We start from the raw sequence: 16523 nt of genomic DNA on the forward strand, positions 1-16523 counted from the left end.
CCGTAGGTCCTGTCCCACGTCTTCGGTCAGCGGAGCTTTCCGGCGCCCGCCGCGCCGTCCACCAGGCACGGGACCGCGCGCGGGTCGTCGACCCGGGTGCGGAGCGTCGGTGTCCAGCCCGCGTCGGGGCGCAGTGTCTCCTCGGGGACCTCCGCGTTGTGGACGGCGAGCAGATCGACGTGCCTCCCGTTGACGTGGTTGTTCGCTGTGGTGACCGGTGAGTCCTTCCACTTCTTCAGGATCCGCCCGGCGCTCATACCCGCCGGCATCGTGAACGCATTGTTCTCCGCGACCAGTTGGGATTCGAGACCGATACCGAAGGAGTATCCGTAGCCGGACCGCTGGACGACGTAGTGGTTGTTGTAGGTGTCGACCCGGCCGAAGCGGACCCGGGGCGCCCGCTCGACGACGTTCTTGAACTGGTTGTGGTGCAGGGTGACCCGCAGCTTGCCGCGGTCGGTGCCGGCCGCGCTGTCGCTGTTGCCGATCAGCATGGTCTTGTCATGGTCGGCGAAGACGTTCCAGGAGACGGTGATCAGATCGGAGCCCCGGACGATATCCAGCTCCCCGTCGTGCTGCTGGTACAACCGACCGTAGTAGTACGGCTGTTCACTGTCCGGGCGACGGCCGTCGGTGAAGGTGTTGTGATCCACCCACACATGCGTGGCGTTGTAGAGCACCACATTGTCGTACTCGGAGTTCCAGTTGCCCAGCTCGGTGTCCGTCGGGTCCCACTGCGGGAAGCAGTCGAAGGTGTCCTCGAAGGTGAGGTTGCGGATGATGACGTTGTCGACATCCTTCACCTGGAGGCTGCCGCCGAGGATACGGGCGTCCCGCCCCACGCCGACGATGGTCGTGTCGGCCGGGACGTACGCCTTGATCTGCGCGTCCTGGTTCTTGGCGGAGGCGGCGCGCAGGTCCTCCTGTTCGCCGCTGACCGGGTTCTCGCGGCCCCAGACCGCCGGATCGTACGCGGCGAGGTACGTGGCGAGGGAGTAGCCGTCCGCCGCGTAGTCGTCGCAGGTGAGGGGGGTTCCTTGGGCGTCGCTGAGCGCGTCCAGGGTCCCTTTGACCCGGATGACCGACGGGCTGCCCGCCGCGTCGGCCAGCGCCGTCCTGAACTCGGCCCAGGTGGTGACGGTGTAGATGTGCGCGGGGTCGGCGCTCCGGCCGCCGGTGGTGCCGCCGTCGGCGGCGGCCCAGCCGTCGTCCGGGGCGAGGACGGTCCGTTCGAGGGACGGCCGTACGAGCGCCGGTGCCGCCAGGGCGGCCGGGGGCAGCGCCATCACGCACGCCAGCCCCGTCGCCACGATGAGTGCCCGCTGTCTGCCTCTGCGCATGACTCCTCCAACTCCTCCTCGGTCAGGTCAGCCCTTGGACTGTTCGTTCCACTCCGCCTGGGCCTCGTTGAGCTCCTTGGCGACCTTGTCCGCGAACTCCTTCGCGGTCATGTCTCCGAGCAGCACCTTCTGGAAGTTCGGCTCGTTGCCGCTCTTGCTGATGGTGTTCCAGTCGGGCAGGTAGTACGGCAGGTCGACGATCGTGGTCGTGCCGTCGCTGAGCGCCTTCATCGCGGCCGCGGTCGGCTCCGCCCGCTGGATCCAGGCGTCCCCGGCGGCATCGGTGTTCGCCGGAATGGACCCCGCCGACTCGTTCCACGCGCTGTTCGACTTGTGGGAGGCGGCGAATTCGATGAGCTTCCAGGCGGCGGCCTTGTTCTCGCTGTTCTTGAACAGGCCCAGCCCGTCAACCGGGTTCGAGACCTGGACGCGTGTGCCGTCCTCCTGGGCCGGATAGGGGAGACCCTTGAACTTCTCGTTCCCCAACGCCTTCACATGGTCCTGGTACGAGGCGAGGTTGTGGGTCAGCATGCCGATCGTGCCGTTGTCCCACTGGGCGACCATCTTGATGAAGTCATTGTTGACGTCGGCGGACGGTGTCACCTTCTTGTACAGGGCGACATACTTCTCCAGCGCCGCCACATTCCTCGGATCGTTGACGGTCGTCCTGTCACCGTTCCAGAACGACGTGATGCCGGACTGTCCGTACATCGCGTCCATCGCCGGGGCGATGGAACCCGCGCCGCCCCGGATGGTGTAACCGAACTGGTCCGTCCCCGCCTTGGTGAGCTTGTCCGCCGCCGCGTAGAACGCCGGCCAGGTGGTGGGCGGTTCGAGCCCGGCCCGCGCGAACAGGTCCGTGCGGTACCAGAGCGTGCCGTTGTTGGTGGAGGTCGGCACCGAGTACATGGTGTCCCCCCGGCCGCCCGCCGCCTTGACGCTGTCCACCAGCGCCGGCACGAGCCTGCCCTTGAGCGGACCCGCGTCGATACGGTCGTCGAGCGGCTCCAGGACGTCCCGTATCACCAGGTTGGAGAGATAGGCGGTACCGACACCGCCGACGTCCGGCAGCCCGCCGCCTTCGATCGCCGTGTCGTACTTCGCCTGGACCTGGTCGATGGGGAGACCGACGTACGTGACCTTGATGTCCGGGTTCTGCTTCTCGAAGTCCTTGATGATCTGGGCCCAGATCTCCCGGCGCTCACCCGTGTTGTTGTCCCAGAGGGTGATCTCCCCCTTGCCCGAGCCCTCGCCGCCGCTCCCGCCGCTCCCGTCGTCACCGCACGCGGTCGCCGTCAGGGCGAGTACCGCCGTCAGGGAGACGACCGCGCCCGCCCGCCCTCTGTACGTGCTGGAAATCCTCATGGCCGGCTCTTCCCTCTCGATCGGTTCTCTGCTGAGTTCATTGGTGGGGCGCCCCACCGCCCCTGCCCGCCGGACAGGCTTGTGTCCGAAGGGTGTCCGAAGGCGGTGTGACGTGATGGTTCGGGCGCGGCGCGGCCCCTCATACCGCCACCGCCTTGCGCGCGAGCGCGGCGGCGGCCCGGCGGTCGAGCCGGCCGTCCGCGACGACCGTCACCACACGCCGGGAGACACTGCCGCCCGCGGGCAGCGGCAGCCGCCGCCGCCAGGCCAGCGCGGAGCCGACCCCCGGATACTCGGTGGTACGGACGAACCAGGGGTCGTCGCGGGTCTCCCGGTTCGCCCCGGCGAAGATCAGGGTCCAGTCCCGGCCCGCCAGCGCCAGCCAGGGCGCGGTGCTCCCGTGCACCGCGCGTTCGCCGGACGCGCCCTCGGTGAAGACGTCGGGCGCCGGGCCCGCCGCGTCCCCCTTGGGCGCGCGCCAGAAGAACCCCCCGTACCCCGCCCCCGTACGGCCGTTGGTGGCCGGGCTGCCGAGCGACAGTTCCCCGTCCGACACATTGGTCAGCGACGAGGTGAAGTCGAGGACCCACGCGTCGCCGGAGAGGGCGAGAGCGCTGATCGTGCGGCGCTCCCTGAGCAGTTGCCGGTCGCCGTGTGTCCAGCACAGCTCCTGGACACAACCGTCGGGGTCGCGCAGCAGCCAGTCCGTGTGCCGCTGCGCGCCATGGTTGGCGAGCCATACCGGGCCCCGGTCGCGTACGTAGGTCCGCCCGCCCCAGAAGTTGGCGCCCGCGACGTCCGGCACCGCCATGGAGACGCCCAGGTGGTGCGGGTGGTCGGCGGGTCCCAGCTCCGTGACCGTGACACCGCCGAGGGTCCGTACCGGATGCAGATAGGGGCGCGGCGACAGCGTCCCGGCCAGCCGAGGCCGGTGTACGTAATCGGCCACGGGCCCGACGTCGCAGCGCAGTACCGTCACTTCGTGGGCCCGGGAGAGCCGTGCGCCGCTCACCGCGGCGGCTCCCGCATCGCCGGGTCCTGTCCCCGCGCCGGGGACACGGCCCAGCTCGCGCCCAGTTCGGAGAAGGTGGCCAGGGAGTTCGCGCTCTCCTCGATCAGCGCGTCGATGCCTTTGACGATCCGGCGCGGCGCCTTCTCGCCGGGCGCGCTGTACCAGGCGTCCGCGGGCAGCGGCTCGGGGAACGGCCCGGTCCTGATGGTCTCGACGATCCGCGTGAAGGCACCCGTACGGCGGGGCGGTACGAGAAGACCGCTGCCGTCGCGCAGATGCGCGAGCAGGTTCTCCAGCAGGTCGGTACGCGCGTGGACGGTCTCGACCGGGCCCACGCCCGCACGCTCCACCAGCACCCGGTCCTGCTTGTACCAGAAGGTGATCCGGCCCTCCGTGCCGTGGACCAGGACGTACGGCTCCGCGTTCCGCTCCGCGCACAAGGTGACCGCGACCGCGATCCGGGTCCCCCTCGCCGTCCTCAGCCGCAGACAGCTGGTGTCGTCGGCCTCGATGTCATGTGCTCGGTACTGCTCAAGCTCCGACTCGCGGACGTCATCGGCCAGATCGCTGCCGTCGATGCGCAGGGCGGTCGCCACCGCGTGCGCGAGCGGGTTGGTGAGCACCCCGTCCACGACGTCCCGTCCGTTCAGGGTGCGGTGTCCCGCCCAGGGGACCCGCCGGAAGTACGCCTCGTCGCGTACCCATGCCCCGGCGGCGCCGATCCCGCGCAGCCGTCCGATCGCGCCGTCCGCGATCAACTCCCGTATCGCTCCCACCGCGTGGGAGCCGAGCGACTGGAACCCGACCTGGCATGCCGTGCCCCGCTCGTCGAGGCCGGCCAGCAGCCGTTCGTACTCCGCGTACGACGGTGTGGTCGGCTTCTCCAGCAGTGTGTGCACACCGTGGGCCGCGGCGGTGAGGGCCAGCTCCGTGTGGGTGTGGATGGGGGTGCAGATGACCGCGATCCGCGCGCCCGTGCGCTCAAGCAACTCGCCGAAGTCGGCGGACTGCGCGGGCCCGGGGGCGCGGTAACCGGCCTCGGCCAGCTCTCGCGGGCTCAGCGGAGCCAACTCGCAGACGCCCACGAGCCGTACCGCCCCGGCCTGTTCGAGACGGCGGATGTTGCGCAGATGCGTACGGCCGTGACCGCGCGCCCCTGCCAGCACGACGGGGAGGCTCATCCCTTCACCGCCCCCGCGCTGAAGCCGGTGATCAGCCACTTCTGGATGAAGGCGAAGACGATGACGACCGGCACCGCGGAGATCACACCGCCCGCGGCGAGCGCCCCGAAGTCCACACTGTCCGCGCCGATGAGGGTGGAGAGGCCGACCGGGATGGTCTGCTTGTCCTGTTCCATCAGGAACATCAGGGCGAAGAGGAAGTGGTTCCAGCTGTGGACGAAGGCGAAGGAGCCGACGGCGATCAGACCGGGCCGCAGCATCGGCAGGACGACGATACGGAACGCCTGGAGCCGTGAGCAGCCGTCCACCCAGGCCGCCTCCTCCAGGGAGTACGGCACGTTCTTGATGAAGCCGCTGATCAGAATGATCGACAGCGGCAGTTGGAAGACCGTCTCCGCGATGACCACGCTCAGCGGGGAGTTGATCAGGGAGAGGTTCTTGAAGATCTGGAACAGCGGGACCAGCATCAGCGCGCCCGGGATGAACTGGGAGCACAGCAGCGCCAGCATGAAGCCCTGCTTGATACGGAAGTCGAAGCGCGCCAGGGCGTAGCCGCCGGCCAGTGCGACCCCCGTCGTACAGATCAGGGTGAAGACCCCGATCAGCGCGCTGTTCTGGAAGAAGACCGAGAAGGCGCGTTCGTTCCAGACCTTCTCGAAGTGGTCGAAGGTGGCCGGCCAGGGCACCAGCGAGGTGGAGCCGGCGGGCCGCAGGGAGAAGAGCAGCATCCAGTAGAAGGGGACGAGGGTGAAGAGCAGATAGAGGCCGAGCGGTAGATAGATCTGCCACCGGGGGACCTCGTCGAAGGCCCGCTCGCGCCGCCCGCGCCGCCTGCGCCGTGGGGGCGGGGACTTCCGGCCGCCGTCCGCGGGCGCGGCGGGCAGGCCCTTCTCGGTGATGACAGCGGTCACTTGTGGTCGCCTCCGAACTTGCTCAGGCGGAGATAGAGGATCGAGCAGAAGAGGAGGATCGCGAAGGCGACGGTCGTCAGCGCGGTGGCGTAGCCGAAGTCGTGTGCCTCGAAACCGGTGACGGCCACATACAGCGGCAGTGTGGTGGTGACACCGGCAGGACCGCCCTCGGTGAGGGTCAGCAGCAGATCGACGTTGTTGAACTCCCACACGGCCCGCAGCAGTGTGGACAGGATGATCGCGTCCCTGAGATGGGGGAGTGTGATGTGGAAGAACTGTCGCAACCTGTTCGCCCCGTCGACCGAGGCCGCCTCGTACAGATCGCCGGGGATGGACTGGAGGTCGGCGAGGATGAGGATCGCGAAGAACGGCACACCGCGCCAGAGTTCGGCCAGTACGGCGGCCCAGAAGACGGTGCCGGTGTCGGAGAGCACGGACGAGCCGTACTCACCGATGCCCGCGTCCGCGAGATAGCGGCCGACGCCCGTGGACGGGTTGTAGAGCAGCAGCCAGATGGTGGTCGTCAGCACACCGGAGACGGCCCAGGGCGAGAAGACCAGGGCGCGGGCCACCGCGCGGCCCATGAAGGTCTGGTTGACGAGCAGCGCGAGCACCAGCCCCAGGGCCAGTTGGAGTGTGACTTCCGTGACGACCCATTTGCCGCTGAAGACGAGGCTGTCCCAGAACAGCGGGTCGTCGGTGAAGATCCGCCGGAAGTTGTCGAGACCGGCGAACCCGTTCCGCCAGGGCTTGGTGACGTTGTGGTTCTGGAGGCTGTAGTAGAAGACGCTGAGCATCGGATAGGCGATGAAGCCGAGCATCAGCAGTCCGGCGGGGGCGATCAGCAGATACGGGAGCCGGCGTGGTGTGGCTCCCGTACGGCGCCCCGGCTTTCCGGGCGTCCGGGGCGGTGGCGCCCCTGGTGAGTCCTGCGCCACAGCTGAGGCCATGACTGCTTCTCCGTTCCTTTGGTGAAGCGCTTCGCAGACAGTGTTCGATATACCGAACGTACGGGCCGGGCGGCCGCCGGTTCAGCCCACGTACGGGTCGGGCACCTCGCCCGGCCGCGCCAGGAAGGTGAAGTCGCAGCCGGTGTCGGCCTGGGTGATCTGTTCGTCGTAGAGGGCGCCGTAGCCACGCCGGTAGCGTTCGGGCGGCGGTGTCCACGCGCTTCGCCGCCGCGCCAACTCCTCCTCCGACAGATGGAGATGGAGGCTACGGGCCGCCACGTCGAGGGTGATGGTGTCGCCGGTCTGTACGAGCGCGAGCGGACCGCCGACATAGGACTCGGGCGCGATGTGCAGGACGCACGCGCCGTAACTCGTGCCGCTCATGCGGGCGTCGGAGATCCGGACCATGTCCCGCACCCCCTGCTTGAGCAGATAGTCCGGGATCGGCAGCATCCCGTACTCGGGCATGCCGGGCCCGCCCTTGGGGCCCGCGTTGCGCAGTACCAGCACATGACCGGGGGTGATACCGAGCTGCGGGTCGTTGATGGTCCGCTGCATCGTCCGGTAGTCGTCGAAGACCACGGCGGGACCGGTGTGCCGGAGCAGCCGCGGTTCGGCGGCGATGTGCTTGATGACCGCGCCGTCGGGGCAGAGATTGCCGCGCAGCACCGCCACCCCGCCCTCCGCCGCGAGGGGGTTCTCGCGCGGCCGGATCACGTCCGGGTTGTGGACGAGCGCACCGTCGAGCTGCTCTCGCAGGGTGGGGTGCCCGACGGTCGGCCGGTCCAGGTGCAGTACGTCCGTCAACTGCCCGAGGAACGCGGGCAGTCCGCCGGCGAAATGGAAGTCCTCCATCAGATACCGGCCGCCGGGACGGAGGTTCGCCAGCACCGGCACCGTGCGCGCGGTCCTGTCGAAGTCGTCGAGGGTGAGCCGGATCCCCGAGCGTCCCGCCATCGCGATCAGATGGATCACCGCGTTGGTCGAGCCGCCCAGCGCGAGGACGGTGGCCACGGCGTCCTCGTACGCCTCCCGGGTCAGGATCTTCGAGAGCCGCAGATCGTGGCGTACCAGCTCCACCACGCGCCGGCCCGAGGCGGCGGCCATCCGGTCGTGTCCTGAGTCCACGGCCGGGATCGAGGAAGCCCCGGGCAGGGTGACGCCCAGCGCCTCGGCGGCGGCGGTGAGCGTGGAGGCGGTGCCCATGGTCATGCAGTGGCCGGGCGACCGGGCCAGACCGTTCTCCAGCTCGGCCAGCTCGGCGGCGCCGATCAGCCCGGCCCGCTTGTCGTCCCAGTACTTCCACATGTCCGTGCCCGAACCCAGCACCTCATCGCGCCAGTGCCCCGGCAGCATGGGGCCCGCGGGTACGAAGACGGCCGGCAGATCGACGCTCGCCGCGCCCATCAGCAGCGCCGGTGTCGTCTTGTCGCAGCCGCCCATCAGCACCGCGCCGTCGACCGGATAGGAGCGGAGCAGCTCCTCCGTCTCCATCGCCAGCAGATTGCGGTAGAGCATCGGTGTCGGCTTCTGGAAGGTCTCGGAGAGTGTGGACACCGGAAACTCCAGTGGGAATCCGCCGGCTTGCCACACCCCGCGCTTCACCGCCTGCGCGCGCTCCCGCAGATGGACATGGCAGGGGTTGATGTCGGACCAGGTGTTGAGGATCGCGATGACGGGCTTGCCCAGATGCTCTTCGGGGAGATAGCCGAGCTGGCGGGTGCGGGCGCGGTGGCTGAAGGAGCGGAGACCGGTCGCGGCGTCGCCGCCGCCGTACCAGCGATGACTGCGCAGGTCCTCGGGGCGTACGGTCGTCCCCTCGGGCGGTACGGTCATATCGCCCACCCCGCCACCATCGCGGCGACATCGGCACGCAGCTCCTCGGGCAGGGCGTGGCTCGGCGGGCGGATGTCGCGCCGGCACAGACCGAGGGCGGCCAGCGCCTCCTTCACCACCGTCACATTGTCGGCGGACTGCCGCGCTGCCCGTAGCTCCTCGAACGGCCTGATCTGCTCCCACACCTTCATGGCCGCCGCGTAGTCCCCGGCCCGCAGTGCCTCCAGCATCCCCAGCGAGACGGCCGGGGCGACATTGACGAGGCCCGAGGTGAAGCCGGTGGCTCCGCCCGCGAAGTACGAGGGGGCGTACAGCTCGGCGAGCCCCGCCACCCAGACGAAGCGTTCCAGACCCGCGTCACGCGCGAAGGCCGCGAAGCCGGCCGCGTCCGGCACGGCGTACTTCGCCCCGATGACATTGGGGCACAGCTCCCCGAGCCTCGCGAGGCTCGCGCCGCTCAGCCGCGGATTGCGGATGTACGGGACGACGCCCAGCTCGGGCACCGCGTCCGCGATGGCGCGGTGGTAGTCGATCCAGCCGGCCTGTGACACATAGGGGTGCACGGGCTGATGGACCATCACCATCCCGGCCCCGGCCTCACGGGCATGTGCCGCCGCGGCCACGGCCGTCGGCAGATCGAGACCGATACCGGCCAGCACGGAGGCTCGGCCCGCCGACTCCTCGATGGTCAGCTCGGTGACCACGCGGCGCTCGTCGGGGCTGAGGGCGTAGTACTCACCGGTGTTGCCGTTCGGGGTGAGGGTGCGTACGCCGCCGTCGAGCAGTCGGCGCAGCAGAGCACGATGGGCGGCGACGTCGAGTGTGCCGTCGTCGCCGAACGGGGTGACGGGGATCGCCACGACATCGGCGAGCGCGTCCCGCGACGAGTCGAGATCAGGGGTGGTCGTCATGCGTGGTCTCCCTCGGGGAACGCCCGGTGTACGAAAGAGGCGATGTGGTCGTGCAGGGCCTGGGCCGCGCCCTCGGCGTCGCCGGCGAGCGCGAGCCGCAGGATCTCCCGGTGCTCTCCGGCCTCCTGCTCCCAGGACGGGACGGCGGCCCAGGCGACGGTCGAGACGAGGGCCGCCTGGTCCCGTACCTCGTCGAGCATCCGGGCGAGCAGCGGATTGCCGCAGGGGAGATACAGCGCCCGGTGGAACTCCCGGTTGGCGAGCGACCGTTCGGCCCGGTCCGCCGCCTCGTCGGCCTTGACCAGGGCTTCCCTGGCGGGCTCCAGCGAGGCGCGGCGGGTCAGGGAGCGGCGCAGGGCCTCCGGTTCGAGCAACAGGCGTACGTCATAGACCTCGTGCGCCATGGCCGCGTCGACCGTACGGACGGTCACGCCCTTGAACTGGCTCATCACGACGAGGCCGGTGCCCGCCAGGGTCTTCAGCGCCTCCCGTACCGGAGTCTTCGACACCCCGAATCGCGCGGCCAGTTCGGTCTCGACCAGGGGCTGACCGGGGCTGAGGCCGCCGGTGAGGATGCCGTGTTTGATCGCTTCCAGAACGTACTGGGTGCGGGAGGGGATGGGACTCGGGGCGAAGGCCATGGGCGCTCTTTCACATCTCGTGTCTCATATATCTCGTGTCTCATATATGACGTACGAAGTACGACGCGATGAAGCTAGGGCCGGCCCGGATGCCTCGTCAATGCTTCGCGCAGAAGTCGGTGAAGCGCTTCCAACAGGATCGCGCGAACCGTTGACGTTGCCCGCGATGACCCATAGCTTCGCACGGCAAGCGCTTACTGAAAACGTTTCAGTCACGGCTGTCCCCTCCATCGCGCCACACGCGCCGGGCACAGGGAAGGAGTGCGAAGCGCCCTAGGGCCTTTCGTTTGGATCAGGCCGGATCAGGGAGCGGGGGCTGGTGCCGTGGATCGCAAGGCGGAGGAGGGAGCCATGGCGGAGCCCTGGTGACTGACGACAACGCGGCGAGGCGCGGTGCCAGGGCACGCGAGCCCGGCAAGATCCGAACGAAAGGCCCTAGGGTTGAGGTCCTCGACGGGGGAGGGACCCATGGTCATACGAGGTTTCCGGCGAACGCGCGGCCGGGATCGCGGGAAGGGCGCGGAAAGCTTCGCCGACGACTCGTTCGCCATGTGGACCGCCCACCAAAGGGCGCCCCGGCAGCACCAGTTGGTCCGCGCCGACGTCCTTGAGGCGACGCTCGTGGCGTACGCCCCCGACTGGGACGCGCTGACGTCCGGCGGCCGAGCCCACCCCACGGCCGTCCAGCCGCTGGTCCGGATGAGACTGCGGGTCCGCGCGGACGGGGCCGAGCCGTTCGAGGAGACCCGCGAGTGGCACGTACCGGCACTGTGCCTGTCGGCCGTCACCGCGGGCCGTATCGTCGCCTTCGTCGACCCAACCGCCGCCAAAGTACTGAGCGTTGACTGGTCCCGCAGCGCCCTGCTGTCGGGTACCCGCTACTGCAAGGTGAGATGTCCCGACGGCCGGTGCGTCGATCTGACCGGACACCCCGACCTCCTGCTGGAACAGATGAGGATCGCGCGCGCCGCCGGCGGAATCGCCATGACGGTCGACACCATCGATCTCCGGTCCATGGCGGACCCCGCGGTGGCGGCGAAGATCGAGGCACTGGCCGCACGGGCCGTCAACGCCCCCGAGGACCGCGTACCCCCGTCCGGGCCCGGCGGCGCGGGCTGGATAGTCGACCGACTCCCCGGTGAGGCGGGCGCGTTCGGTGGCGTGGAAGGCCGCTGGGCCCGCGCCGGCGGACAACTCGCCCGAGCCCAGCTTCTGGAGATCCGCTCCACGCCCACCTTCCACTACCACGGCCCGCTGCTGAAGACCTTGCTCCGTGTCCGTCCCGCCGACGGCCGAGCCCCGTACGACGTACGGCGGTCGATGACGGTGCCGATGAACTACCTCGCGCTGCTGCACCGTACGAAACAGCTCGTCGTACGCATGGGCCCGAGGGGCCGCTCGTTCGAGATCGACTGGGAGCGCACCAACCTCCTGGCCGGAACCTCCCCGGCGGTGGTGATCAGCCCCCACGGGCAGCCGATCACCCTGACCGGCCCGGCCGATCCGCTCCTGGCCGTCATGAGGCTGCTGGCGTCCCACGGCGTCGGCCACCTGAGCCACGTCCTGGACCTGCGCGGCCAGGACCCGGCGCTCGCGGCGCGGGTGATGGACGCCATCCCGCGCACGCCCGGGAGCCCGCGCACGCCCGGGCGTTGGACGGAGTTTCCGGCGCCGCCGCCCTGATCGGTGCCGCCTGATCGGTGCCGCCCTGATCGCCGCCGCCGCCCTGAATCGCCCAGGGGATTCGCCTGCCGGAAAAGGGCTCCGGTGGTGAACCGTCGCCGTGCTTACATGGGCCTCATGGTGTCTACCGATCGACTACTGGCCTTCGCGGCCATGTCGTTTCTGCTGATCGTGATTCCGGGGCCCAGCGTGCTGTTCGTGATCGGGCGGGCACTGGCCCAGGGGCGCCGTGCGGCGCTGACCACGGTCGTGGGCAACACACTCGGAGCCTATGTACTCGTCGTGGCCGTGGCCCTCGGGGTCGGGGCGGTCGTGGAGCGCTCGGTCCTCGTCTTCACGGTGCTGAAGCTCGTGGGCGCCGCCTACCTGGTGTATCTCGGTGTCAAGACGGTGCGGCAGCGCGGGGCGATGCAGGCCGCGTTCGCGGGTGAAGGTCCCACGCACGGCAGTCTGCGCACCTTGTGGGAGGGGTTCGCGGTCGGCGTGGCGAACCCCAAGACCATCGTGTTCTTCGCGGCCGTGCTGCCTCAGTTCGTCGACCGCGGCCAGGGGCACATCCAGCTGCAAATGCTGCTGCTCGGGCTGGTCTTCAATGTGATCGCGGTGGCGTGCGACAGCGCCTGAGGTCTGGTCGCGGCCACCACGCGGAGCTGGTTCGCCCGCTCACCGAAGCGGCTTTCCCTGGTCGGCGGGGTCGGTGGGCTCACGATGATCGGCCTCGGCGTCACCGTCGCCGCGACGGGCCGCAAGGATTAGGGCCTTTCGTTTGGGTGGGCGCCGACGAGGTGCCCGTGGCGTGGGTCCTTCTCAACGGGCCCGCCCCGGGCTGGTAAGGGCTCGATGTGAACCGAACAGGCGGGCAAGCCGTAGAGACCTGAGCCCGGCCGCTCCCTTTGGAAGCCGCCATCACCCGGCCCCCTGGGGGCCGCCCCTGTCAACGTGTCGGACAATTTATCGGAGAACAAAATGACGAAAGAACCTTCGGAACGTAAACCCCACGTCGTTCAATCGGATGAGTATAAGACGTACGTGTTGAACGAGTGGATGAAGTCCAACAAGACTCAGCTTGCCTTCGTGGAGGATTACAACAAGAGGCCCTGGGTGCAGGAAAACCCCGGGGCGCGAGAAATCGAACGTTCGAATCTCAGCAGGTGGGCGAAATTGGCGAGGGAGAATCCGGACAGGTTCCCTGGACTGAAAAGCGAGATGCCGGAATCCTCGAACAAACCCCGCACCGTTCATTCGGATAAGTATAAGACGTACGTGTTGAGCGAGTGGAGGGAGTCCGGCAAGAGTCAGCTTGAGTTCGCGGCGGATTACAACAAGAGGCCCTGGGTGCAGGAAAACTCCCGGGCGCGAAAAATCAACCATCGGAATCTCCGCAACTGGGCGAAAGTGGCGAGGGAGAATCCAGGCAGGTTCTCCGGGCTGGAAAGCGAAATGCCGGAATCCTCGGGGGAATTGCGGGCCGATCACAGCGGGCACTCTGCTGACGGGCAGGGAGCGTACGAGCAGGCGGTGGCCGGTCTCGATCCGTCCGATATACAGGACCTGTGGGAACTTGTGGATGCCCAGCTCGTCGACCCCCCGTTCATGAACCCTTCCGCATACTCTGCCGATGGTCCGTCCGAAACACACGACACCCAGGTCTCTTACGCCCCCTACCCGGAAGGCCCGTTCTCCTATGGACAGGAGTCCGGGCAGGGTCCTTACGACGTTGCTGGCGGAGCGTATGCGATGCCGCAGGGAATGGGACAGCTGACGGTCGCGGCCCCCACGAATCCCTCCGCGGCGTACGCCGCGCCCGACCCGTTCGGCAGCGGTCAGTCCGGCGGTCAGGGAGGGTGGCCGCCGGGTGTGGCCGTATCCACGTACCCGGTCAACTTTTTCGCCGGTGAAGTCCGCCAGTACAACGCCTGGTCGGCCGGCGACCACAACAATACGTCCGGCCCGTCCGCCGGCTACCAGCAACCCGCACCCGCCGCGCAGAACAAGGACAAAGGCAAAACGAAGGGCCAACGGCGCTGAGCTCCAACCCCGGGTCGAGCCCTTCACCACACCTCAACCCGAAGTGGAAAAGCCCGCTGACCTCGATCTTTCGTGAGGGTACGTCGACGGAGTCGGTGGACCCTGAGCCGGTCGCCCTCGCCCCGCTCACACTCACCGTGGCCGAAGCGGAACAACTCCATGCCGCGCTCTGCTAAGCCCTGAGTGGCGCGCCCGTATCCGCCGACGCGCCGGAGTGCCGTCAGCCGATCCAGTGCGCCGCCGGCTGGGCCGGTCCGGGAAGCCCGTAATTCCGTACCGCTCTGGCCCCATGGACCGTTACGCGGTCAGCCCCGCCAGCGGTAGCGGCGTTCCGGGCGGCCCGTGCCTCCGTAGCGCAGGGTGATCTCCGCCCGGCCCGTCGTCGCGAAGTACTCCAGGTAGCGGCGCGCGCTCACCCGCGACAAGGCGCCCGCCTCGGCGCATTCCGTGGCCGAGAGGCCGTCCTCGTGTTCGCGCAGGACGCGTTCGACCAGGTCGGCCGTGTGTGGCGCCAGGCCCTTCGGGAGACCGCGGCTGCCGGGCGGGCGGGTGCCGAAGATGTGGTCCACGTCTTCCTGGCGCGCCTCGCCCATACCGGCCAGCCGCGAGCGCAGGGACGCGACATGGCGCAGCTGCTCCTGGAGCGCCGCCTGACTGAACGGTTTGATCAGATAGTGCAGGGCGCCGGCCCGCAGCGCCGCCCTGATCACCCCCGCGTCCCGCGCCGCCGTGATGAACAGGGCGTCGACGCCATTGGGTCTTCGGTCCCGTTCCTCCGCCGCCCGTAGCTCGCGCAGCACGGCGATACCGTCCATATCGGGCAGATAAATGTCAAGTAGGACAAGGTCCGGCGACAGCCGCTCGGCGGCGCGCAGGGCTTCCGCGCCGCTGTGAGCCACTCCGACGACCGTGAACCCGTCCATCGCCGACACATAGCGGCTGTGCAGCTTCGCGACCATGAAGTCGTCGTCCACCACCAGCACTTTCATCACGCGGACACGCTAGGCCGCGACCACAACGACCACAACGTCCGTTGATTCCGGAAGAGAGACAGCTTGTTAACGCGAAGGCAACATGTGGCCCACTTCACAGCACGTCTCTCAACTCTTCACGCACAGCATTCCGAAAGGCGGCACACGTGCGATTGCGCACCCCCCTGGCCCTGCTGGGGTCGGCGCTGCTGGTGCTGGTGGGGCCGCCGCTGCTCACGCCGAGCAGCGGTGCCGACACCGGTACCCAGATACCCGGCCTGCGCTTCATGGTCCCCAACACACCCGGCGGCGGTTACGACATCACCGCGAGGACCCTGGCCAAGAACGTCGAGGACGCCGAAATCACCCACAACGTCGAGGTGTTCAACCTGCCCGGCGCGGGCGGCACCGTTGGCCTCACCCGGCTCGTCAGCGAGCACGGCAACGGCAAGCTCGCGATGTCCATGGGGCTCGGGGTGGTCGGCGCCGTCCGCACCAACAAGCTGCCCAAGACTCTCGCCGACACGACCCCGATCGCCCGGGTCACCGAAGAGTCGGACATCGTCGTCGTCGGCAAGGGCTCCCCGTACAAGACCCTCGACGACCTGCTCACCGCGTGGAAGGCCAACCCGGCCAAGGTGCCGGTCGGCGGTGGCTCCTCGCCTGGCGGGCCCGACCATCTCGCCCCCATGCTGATGGCGAAGGCCACCGGTATCGCGCCGAAGACCGTCAACTACGTGGCGTTCGACGGCGGTGGCGAACTCCTCGCCTCGATCCTCGGCAACAAGGTCTCCTTCGGCGTCTCCGGCGTCGGCGAATACCTCGACCAGATCGAATCCGGCGACCTGCGGGTCCTCGCGGTCACCGGACCCGAGCGGATTCCCGGCGTCGACGCCCCCACGCTGCGCGAGTCCGGTGTCGACACCGTGTTCACCAACTGGCGCGGCATCGTCGCACCACCCGGCATCTCCGACGCCGAACGCGCCAAGCTTCTCGCCCTCTTCGAGAAGCTTCACGACTCGCCCCAGTGGCGGGAATCCCTCAAGAAGAACGGCTGGAGCGACGCCTTTCTGACCGGTGAGAAGTTCGGCGACTTCCTCGCCGCGGAAGACCGGCGCGTGGACTCCGTCCTGAAGGAGCTGGGACTGTGACGACGACCACGGATCAACCGTCCGGGCCGTCCCGGAACGAGGCCGGCGCCCGCGCCTGGCTGCGCGAGCACTCCGAACTCGGCGTCGGACTCCTCCTGCTCGTCCTCGGCGTCCTCGTCCTCACCGACGCGCTCACCATGAACGTCGACATCACCCAGCGCGGCCCCGTCGGTCCCAAGACCGTTCCGGTCGTTGTCGGCATCGGCCTGCTCGTCGTCGCCGTGCTGCTCACCCTCGACGTCCTGCGCGGCGGTCGCGGCGAGGCGGAGGGCGGCGAGGACATCGACCTGGCGGAGCCCAGCGACTGGCGGACCGTACTGCTGCTCGCCGGTGTCTTCCTCGGCAACGCCGTCCTCATCGGCCCGCTCGGCTTCCCGATCTCCGGCGCCCTGCTCTTCTGGGGCTCGGCGTATGCGCTCGGCAGCCGCCACTACGACCGTGACCCACTCATCGCCGCGGGCCTCTCGCTCGTCACCTACGTCCTCTTCAACAACCTGCTTGGTGTCCCCCTCCCCGGTGGCCCGCTGATGGGGGTGCTGTAAC

Annotated in this window: 14 protein-coding genes and 1 pseudogene; 5 read left to right on the forward strand and 10 right to left on the reverse strand. The window is 68.8% G+C overall.

Going from position 1 to position 16523, the window contains the following annotated elements:
- Positions 1–26 precede the first annotated feature (26 nt).
- The 9 genes from ABTZ59_RS29935 to ABTZ59_RS29975 all read right to left on the reverse strand — a co-directional run bounded on the left by ABTZ59_RS29935 (position 27) and on the right by ABTZ59_RS29975 (position 10147).
- Entirely contained in the window at positions 27–1340 is a 1314-nt protein-coding gene (locus ABTZ59_RS29935) for a pectate lyase family protein (protein WP_351419928.1), read from the reverse strand.
- A gap of 27 nt (positions 1341–1367) precedes the next feature.
- A complete protein-coding gene (locus ABTZ59_RS29940; RefSeq protein ID WP_351419932.1) occupies positions 1368–2705 on the reverse strand; it encodes an ABC transporter substrate-binding protein in 1338 nt (445 codons plus the stop codon).
- 139 nt (positions 2706–2844) lie between these two features.
- Complete coding sequence (locus ABTZ59_RS29945) at positions 2845–3717, reverse strand: DUF6807 domain-containing protein (RefSeq protein WP_503003778.1); 873 nt, start codon at positions 3715–3717, stop codon at positions 2845–2847.
- On the reverse strand, positions 3714–4898 hold the full coding sequence (locus ABTZ59_RS29950) for a Gfo/Idh/MocA family protein (protein WP_351419936.1): 1185 nt from the start codon (positions 4896–4898) through the stop codon (positions 3714–3716). Before ABTZ59_RS29950 ends, ABTZ59_RS29945 begins: the two co-directional genes overlap by 4 nt.
- A complete protein-coding gene (locus tag ABTZ59_RS29955) occupies positions 4895–5797 on the reverse strand; it encodes a carbohydrate ABC transporter permease (RefSeq protein WP_503003779.1) in 903 nt (300 codons plus the stop codon). The genes ABTZ59_RS29950 and ABTZ59_RS29955 overlap by 4 nt, the downstream gene beginning before the upstream one ends.
- An 8-nt stretch (positions 5798–5805) precedes the next feature.
- On the reverse strand, positions 5806–6759 hold the full coding sequence (locus ABTZ59_RS29960; RefSeq protein WP_351419941.1) for a carbohydrate ABC transporter permease: 954 nt from the start codon (positions 6757–6759) through the stop codon (positions 5806–5808).
- Positions 6760–6840: 81 nt separating this feature from the next.
- Complete coding sequence (araD, locus tag ABTZ59_RS29965; protein ID WP_351419944.1) at positions 6841–8595, reverse strand: L-arabinonate dehydratase; 1755 nt, start codon at positions 8593–8595, stop codon at positions 6841–6843.
- Positions 8592–9506, reverse strand: a complete 915-nt coding sequence (locus ABTZ59_RS29970; protein ID WP_351419947.1) for a dihydrodipicolinate synthase family protein — start codon at positions 9504–9506, stop codon at positions 8592–8594. The genes araD and ABTZ59_RS29970 overlap by 4 nt, the downstream gene beginning before the upstream one ends.
- Positions 9503–10147: a GntR family transcriptional regulator gene (locus ABTZ59_RS29975; RefSeq protein WP_351419949.1), complete on the reverse strand. Its 645-nt coding sequence runs from the start codon at positions 10145–10147 to the stop codon at positions 9503–9505. Before ABTZ59_RS29975 ends, ABTZ59_RS29970 begins: the two co-directional genes overlap by 4 nt.
- Before the next feature lie 468 nt (positions 10148–10615).
- On the opposite strand from ABTZ59_RS29975, the gene ABTZ59_RS29980 reads away from it, so the two are divergent.
- From ABTZ59_RS29980 to ABTZ59_RS29990, 3 genes and pseudogenes are all read left to right on the forward strand, one after another.
- The gene (locus ABTZ59_RS29980) at positions 10616–11830 is read left to right on the forward strand and encodes a hypothetical protein (protein ID WP_351419951.1); all 1215 of its coding nucleotides are present in this window, start codon (positions 10616–10618) and stop codon (positions 11828–11830) included.
- Between the two features lie 117 nt (positions 11831–11947).
- Positions 11948–12586 (forward strand): annotated as a pseudogene (locus ABTZ59_RS29985) (LysE family translocator).
- Between the two features lie 210 nt (positions 12587–12796).
- Positions 12797–13858, forward strand: a complete 1062-nt coding sequence (locus ABTZ59_RS29990) for a hypothetical protein (protein ID WP_351419953.1) — start codon at positions 12797–12799, stop codon at positions 13856–13858.
- A 305-nt stretch (positions 13859–14163) separates the two neighbouring features.
- On the opposite strand, the gene ABTZ59_RS29995 is transcribed toward ABTZ59_RS29990, so the two are convergent.
- Positions 14164–14847, reverse strand: a complete 684-nt coding sequence (locus ABTZ59_RS29995) for a response regulator (protein WP_351420013.1) — start codon at positions 14845–14847, stop codon at positions 14164–14166.
- A 149-nt stretch (positions 14848–14996) separates the two neighbouring features.
- Between ABTZ59_RS29995 and ABTZ59_RS30000 the strand changes: the two genes are divergently transcribed.
- Entirely contained in the window at positions 14997–15980 is a 984-nt protein-coding gene (locus tag ABTZ59_RS30000) for a Bug family tripartite tricarboxylate transporter substrate binding protein (protein ID WP_351419956.1), read from the forward strand.
- Positions 15977–16522, forward strand: a complete 546-nt coding sequence (locus ABTZ59_RS30005) for a tripartite tricarboxylate transporter TctB family protein (RefSeq protein WP_351419958.1) — start codon at positions 15977–15979, stop codon at positions 16520–16522. The genes ABTZ59_RS30000 and ABTZ59_RS30005 overlap by 4 nt, the downstream gene beginning before the upstream one ends.
- The last annotated feature ends 1 nt before the right edge of the window (position 16523 follow it).

It is taken from the genome of Streptomyces sp. NPDC094034 (assembly GCF_040303865.1).
Lineage (GTDB): Bacteria > Actinomycetota > Actinomycetes > Streptomycetales > Streptomycetaceae > Streptomyces.